This window comes from Streptomyces sp. NPDC050636, assembly GCF_040654775.1.
In the GTDB taxonomy this organism is placed as follows: Bacteria; Actinomycetota; Actinomycetes; order Streptomycetales; family Streptomycetaceae; genus Streptomyces.
Genome location: NZ_JBFAIP010000003.1, coordinates 271,225 through 286,781, shown reverse-complemented (window position 1 = coordinate 286,781; position 15,557 = coordinate 271,225). Strand labels below are relative to the sequence as shown.

12 protein-coding genes are annotated in these 15,557 nt (G+C 69.2%); 2 read left to right on the top strand and 10 right to left on the bottom strand.

Translation table 11 applies throughout. The features are described from left to right. Positions 1–59: 59 nt before the first annotated feature. A complete protein-coding gene (locus AB0I10_RS05925; RefSeq protein WP_363151067.1) occupies positions 60–503 on the top strand; it encodes an ATP-binding protein in 444 nt (147 codons plus the stop codon). Positions 504–530: 27 nt separating this feature from the next. Here AB0I10_RS05925 and rodA read toward each other — a convergent pair whose 3' ends face one another. The 9 genes from rodA to AB0I10_RS05880 form a co-directional block, all read right to left on the bottom strand. Continuing rightward, positions 531–1,748, bottom strand: coding sequence for a rod shape-determining protein RodA (gene rodA, locus AB0I10_RS05920; protein ID WP_363151066.1), 1,218 nt, complete (start codon positions 1,746–1,748; stop codon positions 531–533). Next, complete coding sequence (gene mrdA / locus AB0I10_RS05915) at positions 1,745–3,898, bottom strand: penicillin-binding protein 2 (RefSeq protein ID WP_363151065.1); 2,154 nt, start codon at positions 3,896–3,898, stop codon at positions 1,745–1,747. Before mrdA ends, rodA begins: the two co-directional genes overlap by 4 nt. A 321-nt stretch (positions 3,899–4,219) precedes the next feature. Next, positions 4,220–4,948 carry a rod shape-determining protein MreD gene (gene mreD / locus AB0I10_RS05910; protein ID WP_363151064.1) on the bottom strand — a complete coding sequence of 243 codons (729 nt, stop codon included), beginning with the start codon at positions 4,946–4,948 and terminating at the stop codon, positions 4,220–4,222. A gap of 3 nt (positions 4,949–4,951) precedes the next feature. Then, positions 4,952–5,884, bottom strand: coding sequence for a rod shape-determining protein MreC (gene mreC / locus AB0I10_RS05905; protein ID WP_363151063.1), 933 nt, complete (start codon positions 5,882–5,884; stop codon positions 4,952–4,954). A 247-nt stretch (positions 5,885–6,131) separates the two neighbouring features. Continuing rightward, positions 6,132–7,151 carry a rod shape-determining protein gene (locus AB0I10_RS05900; protein ID WP_030249658.1) on the bottom strand — a complete coding sequence of 340 codons (1,020 nt, stop codon included), beginning with the start codon at positions 7,149–7,151 and terminating at the stop codon, positions 6,132–6,134. Between the two features lie 295 nt (positions 7,152–7,446). Next, positions 7,447–7,860, bottom strand: a complete 414-nt coding sequence (ndk, locus tag AB0I10_RS05895) for a nucleoside-diphosphate kinase (protein ID WP_363151062.1) — start codon at positions 7,858–7,860, stop codon at positions 7,447–7,449. Between the two features lie 137 nt (positions 7,861–7,997). Next, a complete protein-coding gene (locus tag AB0I10_RS05890; RefSeq protein ID WP_363151061.1) occupies positions 7,998–8,336 on the bottom strand; it encodes a DUF4233 domain-containing protein in 339 nt (112 codons plus the stop codon). A 2-nt stretch (positions 8,337–8,338) separates the two neighbouring features. Then, a complete protein-coding gene (locus tag AB0I10_RS05885; RefSeq protein ID WP_363151060.1) occupies positions 8,339–9,883 on the bottom strand; it encodes a folylpolyglutamate synthase/dihydrofolate synthase family protein in 1,545 nt (514 codons plus the stop codon). A gap of 89 nt (positions 9,884–9,972) precedes the next feature. Then, positions 9,973–11,421 carry a penicillin-binding transpeptidase domain-containing protein gene (locus AB0I10_RS05880; protein ID WP_363151059.1) on the bottom strand — a complete coding sequence of 483 codons (1,449 nt, stop codon included), beginning with the start codon at positions 11,419–11,421 and terminating at the stop codon, positions 9,973–9,975. 255 nt (positions 11,422–11,676) lie between these two features. Between AB0I10_RS05880 and AB0I10_RS05875 the strand changes: the two genes are divergently transcribed. After that, complete coding sequence (locus tag AB0I10_RS05875) at positions 11,677–12,876, top strand: hypothetical protein (protein ID WP_363151097.1); 1,200 nt, start codon at positions 11,677–11,679, stop codon at positions 12,874–12,876. On the opposite strand, the gene AB0I10_RS05870 is transcribed toward AB0I10_RS05875, so the two are convergent. Beyond that, the gene (locus tag AB0I10_RS05870) at positions 12,842–15,490 is read right to left on the bottom strand and encodes a valine--tRNA ligase (protein WP_363151058.1); all 2,649 of its coding nucleotides are present in this window, start codon (positions 15,488–15,490) and stop codon (positions 12,842–12,844) included. The genes AB0I10_RS05875 and AB0I10_RS05870 overlap by 35 nt on opposite strands. Between the last annotated feature and the right edge of the window lie 67 nt (positions 15,491–15,557).

The following is a 15,557-nucleotide window of genomic DNA, read 5'->3' as shown; positions in this document are numbered from 1 at the left end:
CCACACAGGGTGACATTCACTCCGGCGCTCACTCGACCCCTTCGGGGAGGGAGAAACCCGTGCACCCTTACACCGCAGCAGTCGCCCGGACACCCATCCGTGTCTCGGCGGGTGCCCGCCCGTACCTCCTGACGGCACCGAACCAGCCCACCGCCCCGAAAGCCGCCCGCGACTTCGTACGGGCCGTCCTGAGCCGCACGAACCTTTCGCCCCTCCTGGACACCGCGGTACTGCTCACCTCGGAAGCGGTCACCCACTCCCACCTCCGCGCCCCGGGCCGCACGGACATCCTGCTGCGCATCCTGACCACCGACGACGCCCTCCGGATCAGCGTCCACGACGAGGCCTCGGGCCGGGTCCCGGCACCCGCGCAGGAGCTGGGCCACTGCCTGCTGCTCCTCGCCCACCTCGCCGACCGCTGGGGCACCACCCCCTTCGAGGGGCCGGCCCGTTCGACGTCCCTGTGGTTCGAGCTCTACGCGACCGACGGCGGCCCGGCGTAGCCCTCGACCCTCGTTCCTCAGCGGCCCTCAGCGCGAAGCCGATACCGGCCGCTGCACCCTGATCGACTGAAGCAGCCCGATCGCGATCCAGACGGCGAACATCGAGGTGCCGCCGTAGGAGACGAACGGGAGCGGGAGGCCGGTGACGGGCATGATGCCGAGGGTCATGCCGATGTTCTCGAAGGCCTGGAAGGCGAACCAGGCGATGATGCCGGCGGCGACGATCGTCCCGTAGAGCTCGGACGTCTCACGTGCGATGCGGCAGGCGCGCCACAGCACCACGCCGAGCAGGATGATGATCAGGCCCGCGCCGAGGAAGCCGAGTTCCTCGCCGGCGACGGTGAAGATGAAGTCCGTCTGCTGCTCGGGGACGAACTGGCCGGTGGTCTGGCTGCCCTTGAACAGGCCGGAGCCAGTCAGCCCGCCGCCGCCGATCGCGATGCGCGCCTGGTTGGTGTTGTAGCCGACGCCGGCCGGGTCGAGGCTCGGGTTGGCGAACGCCGCGAACCGGGCGATCTGGTAGTCGTCGAGCAGACCGAGCTGCCAGACGGTCAGGCAGCCGATGACGCCGGTGCCCAGGAGGCCGAGGATCCAGCGGTTGGAGGCGCCGGAGGCGAGCAACACGCCGAGGATGATGGCGCCCAGCACCATGACCGAGCCCAGGTCGGGCATGAGCATGATGACGGCCACGGGGACGGCGGCCAGGCCGAGGGCCTGGACGACGGTGTAGTGGCCGGGGTGCGACCGGTCGCCCGCGTCGACCCTGGATGCCAGGAGCATCGCCATACCGAGCGTGATGGTGATCTTCGCGAACTCGGCGGGCTGGAGGGAGAAGCCGCCCGGGATCGCCAGCCAGGAACGCGAACCGTTGATGGTGGCGCCCAGCGGGGTCAGCACGAGCAGCGCGAGCGCGACCGACACGCCGTAGAGGACCGGAATCGCACCGCGCAGCGTGCGATGGCCCAGCCAGATCGTGCAGGCGGCCAGCGCCAGACCGATACCGGTGTTCAGCAGGTGGTGCAGGAAGAACTGGTACTGGTCGCCGTGGTTGAGCTCGATGCGGTTGCGGGTGGCGGAGAAGACCAGCAGCGAGCCGATGAGGGACAGGGCGACGCAGCACAGCAGCAGTATCCAGTCCAGCTTGCGGAGGACCGAGTCGCGCGCGGTGAGCTTGCCCCAGGTGTTGAGTTCGGGGCTGTAGCGGCGGACGGCGAACGCCCGGGGAACAATGCGGCTGGTCGTCATTCCGGGCTCCCCGAGGCAGACGGCGACGGCTTCGGCGCGACATAGGGCTTGATGGGCTGGGCCACGATCGTGCCGTCGTCCTCGATCTTGGGCAGCGTGGCCTGCGGCTTCGGGAGCAGGGCGGCCTTCGGGTCGAGGTCACCCTTGTCGTTGAGCCCGTAGATCGCGTTGTAGATCTTGCGCACGGCCGGACCGGAGGCACCGGAGCCGGTACCACCCTGGGAGATGGTCATCACGATCGTGTAGTCCTTGGTGTACGTCGCGAACCACGACGTCGTCTGCTTGCCGTAGACCTCGGCCGTACCGGTCTTGGCGTGCATCGGGATCTTGTCCTGGGGCCAGCCGCCGAACCGCCAGGCGGCGGTGCCCCGGGTGGCGACACCGGCGAGGGCGCCGTCCATCTGCGCGAGGGTCTGCTTGGTCACCGGCAGCTTGCCGTGCGCCTGGGGCTGGATGCGCCGGATGTGCTTGCCGTCGGGGCTGATGACGGCCTTGCCGACGCTCGGGTTGTAGAGCGTGCCACCGTTGCTGATCGCGGCGTAGATGGTCGCCATCTGGATCGGGGTGACGAGGGTGTCGCCCTGCCCGATGGCGTAGTTGATCGAGTCGTAGGCGTGCAGCTTCATGCCCTCAAGGCAGTTCTCACGGGCGAGCTTCGTACCGAAGTCCTTCTTCTTCGGCCAGGCCTTGGCCTGCTCGCACCAGCCGACCTTGTTGGCCTTCCAGAAGTCCTTCTTCCACTGGCGGTCGGGGACCCGGCCGGTGACCTCGTTGGGGAGGTCGACGCCGGTCTTGTCACCGAGGCCGAACTGGTGGGCGGTCTTGTAGAACCAGTTCTTGGCGTCCGTCTTCGGCTTGTCCCCGCCGTCCCGCCTCCACTCGTCGTGCGAGAGCTTGTAGAAGACGGTGTCGCAGGAGACCTCCAGCGCCCGGCCCAGGTTGATCGAGCCATGGCTCTGCGACTCGAAGTTCTTGTACGTCTGGCCATCGGCGGTGTAAGAGCTGCCGCAGGGGTAGTTGCCGTTGAACTTGTAGCCGGCGTTGACCGCGGCGGCGGTCGAGATGACCTTGAAGATCGAGCCGGGGGCCGCCTGGCCCTGGATGGCGCGGTTCAGCAGCGGATAGTTGGAGTTCTTGCCGGTGAGCTTGGCGTAGTCCTTGCCGGAGATCCCGCCGACCCAGGCGTTGGGGTCGTACGTGGGGTTGGAGGCCATCGCCACCACCCGGCCGGTCTTCGCCTCCATGACGACCACGGCGCCCGCGTCGGCCTTGTAATTGGTGCCGGTGTTCCTGTCCCGCTCCTTGCGGGCGTCCTTCATGGCCTGCTCCAGCTCCTTTTCCGCCACCCCCTGCACGCGGGCGTCGATGCTGGTGACGACGCTGGCGCCGGACTCGCCCTTCTCGCTCTTGGACTCGCCGATGACCCGGCCGAGGTTGTCGACCTCGTAGCGGTTCACATGAGCCTTGCCGCGCAGCTCGCTGTCGTACGTCCGCTCCAGCCCGGACCGGCCGATCTGGTCGGAGCGCAGCAGCGGCGAGCTGCTGTCCTTGGCCTTGTTGATCTCTTCGTCGGTGACCGGCGAGAGATAGCCGAGGACCTGGGCGGTGTTGGCGCTGCCGGGGGCGCCGTAACGGCGGACGGCGGTGGGCTCGGCGCTGATGCCGGGGAAGTCCTCGGAGCGCTCGCGGATCTGGAGGGCCTGCTGGGTGGTGGCCTCGTCCGTGATCGGGATCGGCTGGAAGGGGGAGCCGTTCCAGCAGGGCTGCGGGGTCTTGGAGTCGCAGAGCCGGACCTTGTTGCGGATCTCCTGCTCGGACATGCCCAGCACCTTGGAGAGCCGGCCGAGCACGGCCTTGCCGTCGTCCTTCATCTTCAGCAGCTCGGTACGGCTGGCGGAGACGACCAGACGGGTCTGGTTGTCGGCCAGCGGCACCCCGCGCGCGTCGAGGATGGAGCCGCGGGTGGCGGGCTCGATGACCTGCTGGACGTGGTTGTTCTTGGCCTCGTTGGCGTACTCCTCGCCGTTGCGGATCTGCAGATACCAGAGCCGCCCGCCGAGGGTGAGCAGAAGGGAGAAGACGAGGATCTGGATCGCGATGAGGCGGACGGTGACCCGGGAGGTCCGGCCGGTCTCGGGAATGTTGCTCACAGCGCCCCCACTGAATGTCCGATGGCCCGGTGCCCGGCTCGGTCCGCGGTCGTCGACCGCGCCGCCCCCGCGGAGAGTGCGCCGCTCATGCCGGTACCTCGCTGCGCTCGGCCCCGCATTCGCGGGGCGCGCACCTTCTGATGGCTCCCTCGCTCCGCTCACTCACAGCCGGTACCTCGCTGCGCTCGGCCCCGCATTCGCGGGGCGCGCACCTTCTAATGGCTCCCTCGCTCCGCTCACTCACAGCCGGTACCTCGCTGCGCTCGGCCCCGCGCCCCCAGCGCGACGCGCACCTTTTGACGGTTCCCTCGCTCCGCTCACTCACAGCCGCTTGACCCCCTTGATGCGGGTCGCCTTGCTGCGGGCCGACCTGCCGAGCAGTCCGCCGCGTTGGCTGCCGATCCGCGGCACCTTGGTCGTCCGGCCCACGCGCCCGGCCTTCAGGAGGCCGCGGCTGCCCTTGAGGCCGGTGCCGGAGCTGAGCCAGCCGTACGCGGGCTCGCGGCTGTTGGCCGAGCCGCTCTGGCTGCCGTCGCCGGTCAGTGCGTCGTTCTCGGTCCTGCGGGCCAGCGCCATCACCAGCGGGACGGTGAAGGGGGCGAGCAGCAGGTCGTAGATGGTGGCGCTGAGCAGCAGTCCGCCGATGCCGACGTGCCGGGCGGCGGAGTCACCGACGAGGGAGCCGACAGCCGCGTAGAGCAGGGTCGAGCCGACGGCGGCGCCGACGACGACCACGAGGGGGATCGTCGCCGAGCGGTGCCGGCCGGACTCGGGCCGGGTCAGGCCGGCGGCGTAGCCGATGACGCAGAGCACCAGGGCGTAGCTGCCGATGGCGTGGTCGGAGGGCGGTGCGAGGTCGGCGAGCAGGCCGGCGCCGAAGCCGGTCAGGGCGCCGCCGACATGGCCGTAGACCAGCGCCAGGCCGACCACGACGAGCAGCATCAGGTCGGGGACGGCGCCGGGCAGTTGGAGGCGGGCGAGGATGCTGACCTGGGCGACCAGGGCGATGACCACCAGCGGGGTGGCGAGCAGGATCCGGTTGATGCGCATCGGTCAGCTCCTGGGAGGGACGCTCGCGGTGGGGGTGGCCGTGACGGTGACCGTCGGCGTCGGCTTGGGCTTGGCCGGTTTGGGCGGCAGGACGGTGTCGCGCGGGTCCTGGCGGGGCGGCAGGACGACGACACCGACGATGTCGAGCTGGGAGAAGGCGACGAACGGCCGGACCTGGAGGGTGCGGGTCAGATCGCCGTTGGACGGCTCGACCTTGACGACCTCGCCGACCGGCACGCCGGGCACGAACGGCTTGTCGGCGCTGGAGCCGAAGGTGACCAGACGGTCGCCCCGCTTGATCGGAGCCCTGCCGTTGAGGAGCTCGACGCGCAGCGAGCGGCCGCCCTGTCCGTTGCCGAAGCCGATCTCGTTGGACTTCTCCATGCGGGTGCCGACGGTGAAGTCCGGGTCGTTGGCCAGCAGCACGGTGGCGGTGTTGGCGCTGACGGTGGTGACCCGGCCGACCAGCCCGTCACCGTTGAGGACGGTCATATCGCGGGCGATGCCGTCGCGGGTGCCGGCGTCGATGGTGACGGTCCAGGAAAAGCCCTGGGCCGCGCCGATGGCGATGACCTGGGCGCCCTTGATGCCGTACTGGCCGGTGCCGGCGCTCTTGAGCATCTTGTCGAGCTGGGCGGCGCGGCTGCGGTTGCGGTCGGAGGATCCGAGCTTGGCCTTGAGGGCGGCGTTCTCGTGCTCCAGCCCGCTGATCCGGGTGTGCCGCTCGCCGGAGTCCCGTACCGCACCGACGGCGTTGCCCACCGGGTCGACGATACGGGCGACGCCGTTCTCGACCGGGCCGAAGGCGGAGGCGGCGGCTTGCCGGGCACCGTCGAGCGGGGACTGTTCACCGCCGCGGATATCGACCGTGATCAGCGCGAACGCGATCGCGACCAGCAGCACCAGCAGCAGCCGGCTCTCTCGTGTGTCCCTCACGTGCGGCGGCCGTGTCCTTCCTCGTAGGACCGGCCGGCTGCGGGCCCGCGCCGGTCTCGTTCGGGAGTTGAGCGTTGTGCCTCTATGCGCGGTGCCCGGTGGTGAAGCGTCAGTGCACCGTGTTTGTCGCTGTGTTGTGCCTGTATATCAGCCGATCACGGGGTACGAATCGACCGCTGTCCGTCTGCGGTTCCCGGCCCCGGCGGACGCCGTATGGCGCCCACAGGGTGCCGGGACCGAGGTCTTGCTACCTGCGCGGCTGGGAGTCGAGGACCTGCTGGAGGGCCTCGAACTCCTCCACGCACTTACCGGAACCGAGCGCGACGGAGTCGAGCGGGTCCTCGGCGATGTGGATGGGCATTCCGGTCTCGCGGCGCAGCCGCTCGTCGAGGCCGCGGAGCAGGGCGCCGCCTCCGGTGAGCACGATGCCGCGGTCCATGACGTCACCTGACAGCTCCGGCGGGCACTTGTCGAGGGTCGTCTTGACCGCGTCGACGATGGAGTTGACGGGTTCCTCGATGGCCTTGCGGACCTCGGCGGCCGAGATGACGACGGTCTTCGGCAGGCCGGAGACCAGGTCGCGGCCGCGGATCTCGGTGTGCTCGTCCTGGTCGAGGTCGTACGCCGAGCCGATGGTGATCTTGATGCTCTCGGCGGTGCGCTCGCCCAGCAGAAGGCTGTACTCCTTCTTGATGTGCTGGATGATCGCGTTGTCCAGTTCATCGCCGGCCACCCGGATGGACTGGGCGGTGACGATCCCGCCGAGCGAGATGACCGCGACCTCGGTGGTACCGCCGCCGATGTCCACGACCATGTTGCCGGTGGCCTCGTGGACCGGCAGACCGGACCCGATCGCGGCGGCCATCGGTTCCTCGATGATGTGGACCTGGCGCGCGCCGGCCTGGGTCGAGGCCTCGATGACGGCGCGGCGCTCAACTCCGGTGATACCGGAGGGGACGCAGACGACCACCCGCGGGCGGGCCAGATAGCGCCGCTTGTGGATCTTCAGGATGAAGTAGCGGAGCATCCGCTCGGTGATCTCGAAGTCGGCGATCACGCCGTCCTTCAGGGGCCGTACGGCGACGATGTTGCCGGGCGTGCGCCCGATCATCTTCTTCGCCTCGGCGCCCACCGCCAGGATCCCGCCGGTGTTGGTGTTGATGGCCACGACCGACGGCTCGTTGAGGACGATTCCGCGACCCCTGACGTACACCAGCGTGTTGGCGGTCCCGAGGTCGACAGCCATGTCACGGCCGATGAACGACATGTTGTTCCCCATGAGGATACGTCTGGCCTTCCCAACTGGAGCGAATGCTTACTGGAGGTCGGCAGGAGGTGATGCGCTGTGAGGCGCGGAAGCCTCCATCGTAGTTCGTAGTCTCGTCCACTCGAACACGGTGGGAGGCTGTTCCGCCATTGTCAGCCGTACACGCACCCGCCACCCTTAATGGTGACGACGTGTCGTGAAGATGCGTTCCCCCGATCGTGGCTCATATGCCAAAGGGCGACCGATGTTTTTGTCGGTCGCCCCTGGTCACAAGGGGTATACAGCTGATGAATAGTCAGGAAATCCCCGGGAAGAAAATCTTGATCTCGCGCTCGGCGGACTCTTCGGAATCCGAGGCGTGGATCAGATTCTCCCGGGTGATCGTGCCGAAGTCCCCACGAATGGACCCACTCGGTGCGGCAATCGGGTCAGTCGGACCGGCCAGCGCCCGTACGCCCTCGATCACCCGCTCGCCCTCGACGACCAGCGAAACCACCGGACCGGAGGACATGAACTCCACCAACGGCTCGTAGAACGGCTTGCCGACATGCTCGGCGTAGTGCTGTTCCAGCAGCCCGCGGTCCAAGGTGCGCAGTTCCAGCGCGCTGATCGTCCAGCCGGCCTTCTTCTCGATACGGCCGAGAATCTCGCCGATCAGGCCGCGGCGAACGGCGTCGGGCTTGAGCAGGACGAGCGTGCGCTGGCTCACGAAGGAACTCCCTGGATACGAACACGGTCAGCGGGTGCACTGAGGTTACAGGGGTGGCTCCGGCCCGTACCTGCCGGGTGGTACGGGCCGCCACGCCCGTCGCGGGCGAAACGGCGCCGCACCCGGCGACGTGGGGATCAACCCGCCGTAGGCACCTGCACCTGCGCCCTCGCAGCGTCGATCTTGCGCCCGTAGTGCACCGAAGCCCACCACAGCGCCGCGAACACCGCGCCCAGGAAGAACATCGCCGGCACGACGAACCCGCTGACGATCAGGGCGATCTGCAGCGCCCAGCCGAGCTGGACGCCACCGGGGCGGGTCAGCAGCCCGCACAGCAGGATGGTCAGCAGCATCGCGGTACCGCTGACCGCCCAGACCGTGGCCGTCGGCAGATCGCTGAGCTGCATCGCGACCAGCCCGGCGAAGCCGATCACAAAGAACTCGCCTATCAGCGTGCTCGCACACAGGGTGCGCATGGTCAGTTCCTCCCCAACAGCAGCCGGGCCTCGCCGACCGTGATCACGGAGCCGGTCACCAGCACACCCGCTCCGGAGAACTCGCCCTCTTCCTCGGCGAGGGTGATCGCCGCCTCCAAGGCGTCGTCCAGCCGCGGCTCGACCTGCACCCGCTCGGCGCCGAACACCTCGACGGCGACGGCCGCCAGCTCATCGGGGTCCATCGCGCGATGGCTGGAATTACGCGTCACCACGACCTCGGCGAAGATCGGCTCGAACGCCTCCAGGAAGCCCCGGACGTCCTTGTCCGCACTTGCGCCGACGACACCCACCAGTCGGCTGAACCCGAACGCCTCGGTCACCGCCTCGGCCGCGGCCTGCGCGCCCGCCGGGTTGTGCGCGGCGTCCAGCACGACGGTCGGGCTGCGCCGGACGACCTCCATCCGGCCCGGCGAGGCCACCGAGGCGAACGCGCCGCGGATGGTCTCGATGTCCAGCGGACGGGCGTGGTCCGAGCCGACGCCGAAGAACGCCTCGACCGCGGCGAGCGCCACCGCGGCGTTGTGCGCCTGATGGGCGCCGTACAGCGGCAGGAAGATCTCCGGGTACTCGCCGCCCAGGCCGCGCAGCGTCAGCATCTGCCCGCCGACCGCGACCTCACGGGAGAGCACGCCGAACTCCATACCCTCACGGGCGACCGTGGCGTCCACCTCCACGGCGCGCTTGAGCATCACGGACGCCGCGTCCACCGGCTGCTGGGCCATGATCACGACCGTGCCCGCGGCGCCAGCCGCTGTCGTAGCAGCCTTCTTGATGATTCCGGACTTCTCGACGGCGATCTGCTCGGGGGTCTCCCCCAGGCGGTCGGTATGGTCCAGCGCGATTGGCGTGATCACGGCGACGTTCGCGTCGATGACGTTCGTCGCGTCCCAGGTGCCGCCCATGCCGACCTCGACCACGGCGATGTCCACCGGCGCGTCGGCGAATGCGGCGAACGCCATCGCGGTCAGCACCTCGAAGAACGACAGGCGGTACTGCTGCTGGGCGTCGACCATCTCCACATACGGAGCGATGTCGCGGTAGGTCTCGATGAAGCGCTCGGCGGAGATCGGGCTGCCGTCCAGGCTGATCCGCTCGGTGACGGACTGGACGTGCGGGCTCGTATAGCGGCCGGTGCGCAGGTCGAAGGCGGTCAGCAGGGCCTCGATCATCCGGGCCGTGCTGGTCTTGCCGTTGGTGCCGGTGATGTGGATGGACGGGTAGGCGCGCTGCGGCGAGCCCAGGATGTCCATCAGCGCCACGATGCGCTGGACCGACGGGTCGAGCTTGGTCTCGCCCCAGCGGCCGCCCAGCTCCTCCTCGACCGCGCGCAGCGCACGGTCGACCTCGGGGTCGCTGGGCCGGGTGGGAACACTGTCCCCCTGCGGCGGTCCGGCCTGCGCGCGCAAGGTCCGGCTGCCGGCCTCGATCACCGCGAGGTCGGGGTCCCGGTTCGTCTCGGCCTCGACCAGCTCCTCAAAGGCGTCGGTCGGGTCGGGGTCGTCGTTGTTCTGGGGGCGCTCGCTCACGAGGACAAGTCTACGAGGCCCCTACGACAGCGAGCGCGCTGCGCCGCCTTCCGGCCTCCCGCGCCGTGCTGTGTCGTGCCGGGCTTCCGCTACGCCAGCGCGGCCTGCATCATGGCCCGGGCGATCGGGGCGGCCAGACCGTTGCCGGAGACCTCGTTCCGGGCCGCGCGGCCGTCCTCGACCATCACGGCCACCGCCACCTGGCGGCCCTGGCCGTCCTCGGCGTACGAGACGAACCAGGCATAGGGCGTACCACTGTTGTCCACGCCGTGCTGAGCGGTACCGGTCTTGCCGCCGACGGTCAGTCCGCCGATCTTCGCGTTCGATCCCGTGCCCTTGTCCACGACCGTCTGCATCGCCGACCGCAGCTGGGCGGCCGTCCGTGCCGACATCGTCTTGGCGTACGTCTTCGGGCCGTTCTCCAGGACGGTGTTGCCGCCGCCGTCGGTCAGCTTGTCGACCAGCTGCGGGGTCTTCAGCTCGCCGCCGTTGGCGATGGCCGAGGCGACCATCGCCATCTGCATCGGGGTCGCCTGATCGTCGAACTGGCCGATTCCGGACAGCGCGGTCTGCGCCGCGTCCATGTCGGTGGGGTAGACGCTCTTCGCGGCCCGCACCGGGGTGTCCACCTCGCCGTCGTTGAAGCCGAACTTCTCGGCCTGCGCGGCCACCTTGTCCTGCCCCAGGTCGACGGCCATCTTCCCGAAGACGGTGTTGCAGGAGTACTGGAGCGCGGTGCGGATGGTCGCGTTCTTGCAGGGCGCGGTGGCGCTCTCATTGGTGAGCCCGGTGCTGGTGTGCGGCAGGGTGTACGGGTCGGGGCTGACGGTGGGCTCGTCCACCGAGGCGTACAGGCCGTTCTCCAGCGCGGCCGCGGCAACCACCAGTTTGAAGGTGGAGCCGGGCGGCAGTGGCTGGCGCAGCGCACGGTTCAGCTGCGGCTCGGCGTCGCTGTCCGACAGGGCCTGCCACGCCTTCTGGTCGGCGGCGGTGGACCCGGCGAACTTCCCCGGGTCGTACGACGGCGTACTGACCATCCCCAGGATCCGGCCGGTCGACGGGTCCAGGGCGACCGCCGCGCCGGTCTTGTCACCGAGCGCCTCGTAACCGGCCTTCTGCACCGCGGCGTCGATGGTGGTGGCCACATCGCCGCCCTTGGCCCGCTGGCGGGTCAGGACGCCGGCGGGGCTCTGCAGCCGGCTGTCGGAGCCGTCGAGGAGGTCGCGGTAGAGGCTCTCCAGCTGGTTGCTGCCGAAGATCTGCGAAGAGAAGCCGGTGACCGGCGCGTACAGCGGGCCGTCCTTGTAGGTGCGCTTGTACTTCAGCGTGGACGAGGTGGCGGCGGAGCCGGTGACCGGCTCCCCGTCGACGAGGATGTTGCCCAGCGGCGCCGAATACGTACCGATCGCCACCCGTGGATTCTTCGGGTCGTCCTGGTACGTACCGGCCTTGGCGCCCTGTATCCAGGTCGCCCAGCCCATCAGTGCGAGTATCAGCACCAGACAGAAGACCGCGACCCGTCGCACTGGCTTGTTCATGGGGGGCGCGGCTCCTCCGTGCTGGACATGCGGATTCCGCCGGAACTCCGGCATTCCGCTCCACGGTGCCCCGCCTTGATGAGAGCGCCGTGAAAGCACCATGAGAACGATCAATGACGCTCGATTCGGCCGTTCGAGACAACTTTTCCCCGCTTTCCGCCCTCTTTGACGGCGGGCTCTGTATGCCCCGGTATTCACACGCGCATCGCGCGGGAAAGCGGGAGCTGAAGACGGGTGCCGGCAATAAGTCAGCGGATGCATTTGGTGCTGCTCACCGCGTGGACCGTGCTGTGGTTCGTCGTCGTCGAGCCGAACGGCGGCTTCTCCTGGCACTATCTGCGCACCGGCGGCGAGCTGATCTACCAGGGCCCCTCGGGCGACGGCACCGGAGGGCTCAATCTCTACGCCCATCACCCCGAGCTCCAGATGGGCCCGGTCAGCTTTCTGGTCGCCGGGCTGTTCAACCCGTTCCCGGAAGCCACCGGCCAGTTCCTCGCCGCGGCCCTGATGTCGCTGCTCGGCCTGGTCATCGTGGTGCTGGCCGGCCGCAGCGCCGCGCACCACTTCCTCGGCACCGGCACCAACCACCAGCGGCTGCGGCAGCGCGTACTGATCGCCGGGCTGGCCTTCATTCCCATGTGGATCGAGGTCGCGGTCCGCTTCGGGCATCTCGACGATGTCCTCGCGCTGTTCTTCACGGGCCTCGCGGTGCGATCCCTCACCCGCGGCAACGCCGCCCTGACCGGCGTCTTCCTGGCCCTCGCCATGGACTCCAAGCCGACCGCGGTGGCCTTCCTGCCGCTGCTGCTGGCGCTCCCGAGGAAGGACTGGCTGCGCGCGGCCACCTGGTGCGTGGGGCTGGTCGCGCTCGCCTGGCTGCCGTTCTTCATCCATGACGCGCAGTCGTTCTCCGCGGCGAAGTTCGCCATCCCCAACCATCCGGCGTCCGCACTGCGCTGGCTGGGCGTCGGCGACCCTGAGACGCCCGGCTGGGACCGGCCCGCGCAGGCCGCCCTCGGCCTGGCGCTGGGCTGTCTGGCCGTGTGGCGGGGCCGATGGGCCGCGGTCGTGCTGATCGGCGCCAACGCCCGCATCGTCCTGGACCCCAGCGTCTACACGTACTACACCGCGTCCGTGCTGCTCGGCACGCTGCTGTGGGACGTGATCGGGCAGCGCCGCCTGGTCCCGTGGTGGAGCTGGATCGCCCTGATCATGCTGTACGGCACCGTCTTCGTCGTCCCCGACGACTCGGCGCGCGGCCTGATCCGCCTGGCGTTCGTGGCGGTGTCGACGGCATACGTCCTGCTGTGGCCCGTACGGGAACGCGGGCGCGACCGGAAACGGGGCGGGCCCCACATCCCTTCGGAGGTGGGGCCCGCGGAAGCCGCGTGGAAGGCGGAGGCGGCGAAAAAGGCGGGAGTTACGCCTGGGGAAGAGCCGCCAGCTGTGCGCTGATCCGCTCGATGTCCGCCTCGGCGGTCTCCAGCCGGCCGCGGATCTTGTCCACGACCTTCTCCGGCGCCTTGGCGAGGAACGCCTCGTTGCCGAGCTTGCCGTTGGCCTGCGCCTTCTCCTTCTCCGCCGCGGCCAGATCCTTCGCCAGCCGCTTCCGCTCCGCCTCGACGTCGATCGCACCGGACAGGTCCAGAGCGACCGTGGCGCCCGCGACCGGCAGCGACGCGGTGGCGCTGAAGTCGTCACCGGCCGGCTGGAGCCGCAGCAGCGAACGCATCGCGGCCTCGTGCGCCGCCAGCGCCGTGGCGGACAGGTCCAGCTGGGCGGGGACCTTCTGGCCGGGCTGCAGCCCCTGGTCGGAACGGAACCGGCGGACCTCGGTGACGACCTGCTGGACCAGCCCGATCTCCGCCTCGGCCGCCGCGTCCCGGAAGCCCCCCGGGGCGTCGGCCCCAGGAACGAACACAGCGGCGGGCCACTCGGCGATGACCACCGACTCACGCCCGGTCAGCGTCGTCCACAGGGTCTCGGTGACGAACGGGACGACCGGGTGCAGCAGCCGCAGCGTGACGTCCAGGACCTCGCCGAGGACGCGGCGCGAGGCGTCGGCGGCCGGTCCGCCCGCCATGAACGTGGTCTTCGACAGCTCGACGTACCAGTCGAAGACCTCGTCCCACGCGAAGTGGAAGAGCGCGTCGGACAGCTTCGCGAACTGGTAGTCCTCGTAGTAGCCGTCGACCTCGGCGATGACCGCGTTGAGCCGGGAGAGGATCCACCGGTCGGTCGCCGACAGCTGCTCGGCGGGCGGCAGTTCGCCCTCCACCGTCGCACCGTTCATCAGCGCGAACCGCGTGGCGTTCCAGATCTTGTTGGCGAAGTTGCGGGACCCCTGGACCCAGTCCTCGCCGATCGGCACGTCGACACCCGGGTTCGCACCACGGGCGAGCGTGAACCGGACGGCGTCCGACCCGTAGGCGTCCATCCAGTCCAGCGGATTGACCGCGTTACCGAACGACTTCGACATCTTCTTGCCGAACTGGTCGCGGACCATGCCGTGCAGCGCGATGGTGTGGAACGGCGGGGTGCCGTCCATCGCGTAGAGGCCGAACATCATCATCCGGGCGACCCAGAAGAACAGGATGTCGTACCCGGTGACCAGGACGGAGTTCGGATAGAACTTCTCGACGCTCGGGGTCTGCTCGGGCCAGCCGAGCGTGGAGAACGGCCAGAGCCCGGACGAGAACCAGGTGTCCAGAACGTCGGTGTCCTGGTGCCAGCCCTCGCCGCTCGGCGCCTCGTCATCCGGCCCGACGCAGACGACCTCACCCTCCGGCCCGTACCAGACCGGAATCCGGTGCCCCCACCACAACTGCCGCGAAATGCACCAGTCGTGGAGATTGTCGACCCAACCGAAGTAGCGCGACTCCATCTCCTTGGGATGGATCGCGACCTTCCCCTCGCGCACCGCGTCACCCGCGGCCTTCGCCAGCGGGCCGACCTTGACCCACCACTGCATCGACAGCCGCGGCTCGATGGTGGTCTTGCAGCGCGAGCAGTGCCCGACGGAGTGCGTGTACGGGCGCTTCTCGGCGACGATCCGGCCGTCGGCGCGCAGCGCACCGACGATCGCCGAACGGGCCTCGAAACGGTCCAGGCCCTGGAAGGGGCCGTGCGCGGTGATCACACCACGCTCGTCGAGGACGGCGAGGTTCGGCAGGCCGTGCCGACGCCCGATCTCGAAGTCGTTCGGGTCGTGCGCCGGGGTGACCTTGACCGCACCCGTACCGAACTCCGGGTCGACATGCTCATCGGCGACGACCGGGATCCGGCGCCCCGTCAACGGCAACTCGATCTCGGTGCCGACGAGATGGGCGTAGCGCTCGTCCTCCGGGTGGACCGCGACCGCGGTGTCACCCAGCATCGTCTCGGCGCGGGTCGTGGCAACAACGATCGACGCATCGCCCTCCCCGTACCGGATGGAGACAAGCTCGCCCTCGTCGTCCTGGTACTCCACCTCGATGTCCGAGATGGCGGTCAGACAGCGCGGGCACCAGTTGATGATGCGCTCGGCGCGGTAGATCAGCTCGTCGTCGTAGAGCCGCTTGAAGATGGTCTGGACGGCCTTGGACAGGCCCTCGTCCATCGTGAACCGCTCACGCGACCACGCGACGCCGTCACCGAGCCGCCGCATCTGCCCGGAGATCTGCCCGCCCGACTCGGCCTTCCACTGCCAGACCCGCTCGACGAACGCCTCCCGCCCCAGGTCGTGGCGCGAAACGCCCTCCTTGGCGAGTTCCCTCTCCACAACGTTCTGGGTGGCGATACCGGCGTGGTCCATGCCCGGCTGCCAGAGCGTCTCGTAGCCCTGCATCCGCTTGCGGCGCGTCACCGCATCGATCAGCGTGTGCTCGAAGGCGTGGCCCAGGTGCAGGGAGCCGGTGACGTTCGGCGGCGGGATGACGATCGTGAACGGCGGCTTCTGGCTCTTCTCGTCCGCCTCGAAGTAGCCCCGCTCTACCCAGCGCTCGTACAGCGGCCCCTCTACATCGGCCGGCGTGTACTGAGTCGGCAGTTCGGGGACGCTGTGGTTGCTCTGCTGAGTGTTCTCGGTCACGACGCACAGTGTACGGGCGCGGATGTAGCAGCTTCGAATCGGTTTCGCCCCCGGGGCACCGGTTGTC

Coding starts and splice junctions, on each gene's coding strand:
- rodA (WP_363151066.1), bottom strand. CDS start 1,748: ATGACGACCAGCCGCATTGTTCCCCGGGCGTTCGCCGTCCGCCGCTAC.
- mreD (WP_363151064.1), bottom strand. CDS start 4,948: ATGCGCATCAACCGGATCCTGCTCGCCACCCCGCTGGTGGTCATCGCC.
- AB0I10_RS05900 (WP_030249658.1), bottom strand. CDS start 7,151: ATGTCGTTCATCGGCCGTGACATGGCTGTCGACCTCGGGACCGCCAAC.
- AB0I10_RS05890 (WP_363151061.1), bottom strand. CDS start 8,336: ATGCGCACCCTGTGTGCGAGCACGCTGATAGGCGAGTTCTTTGTGATC.
- AB0I10_RS05880 (WP_363151059.1), bottom strand. CDS start 11,421: ATGAACAAGCCAGTGCGACGGGTCGCGGTCTTCTGTCTGGTGCTGATA.
- AB0I10_RS05875 (WP_363151097.1), top strand. CDS start 11,677: ATGCATTTGGTGCTGCTCACCGCGTGGACCGTGCTGTGGTTCGTCGTC.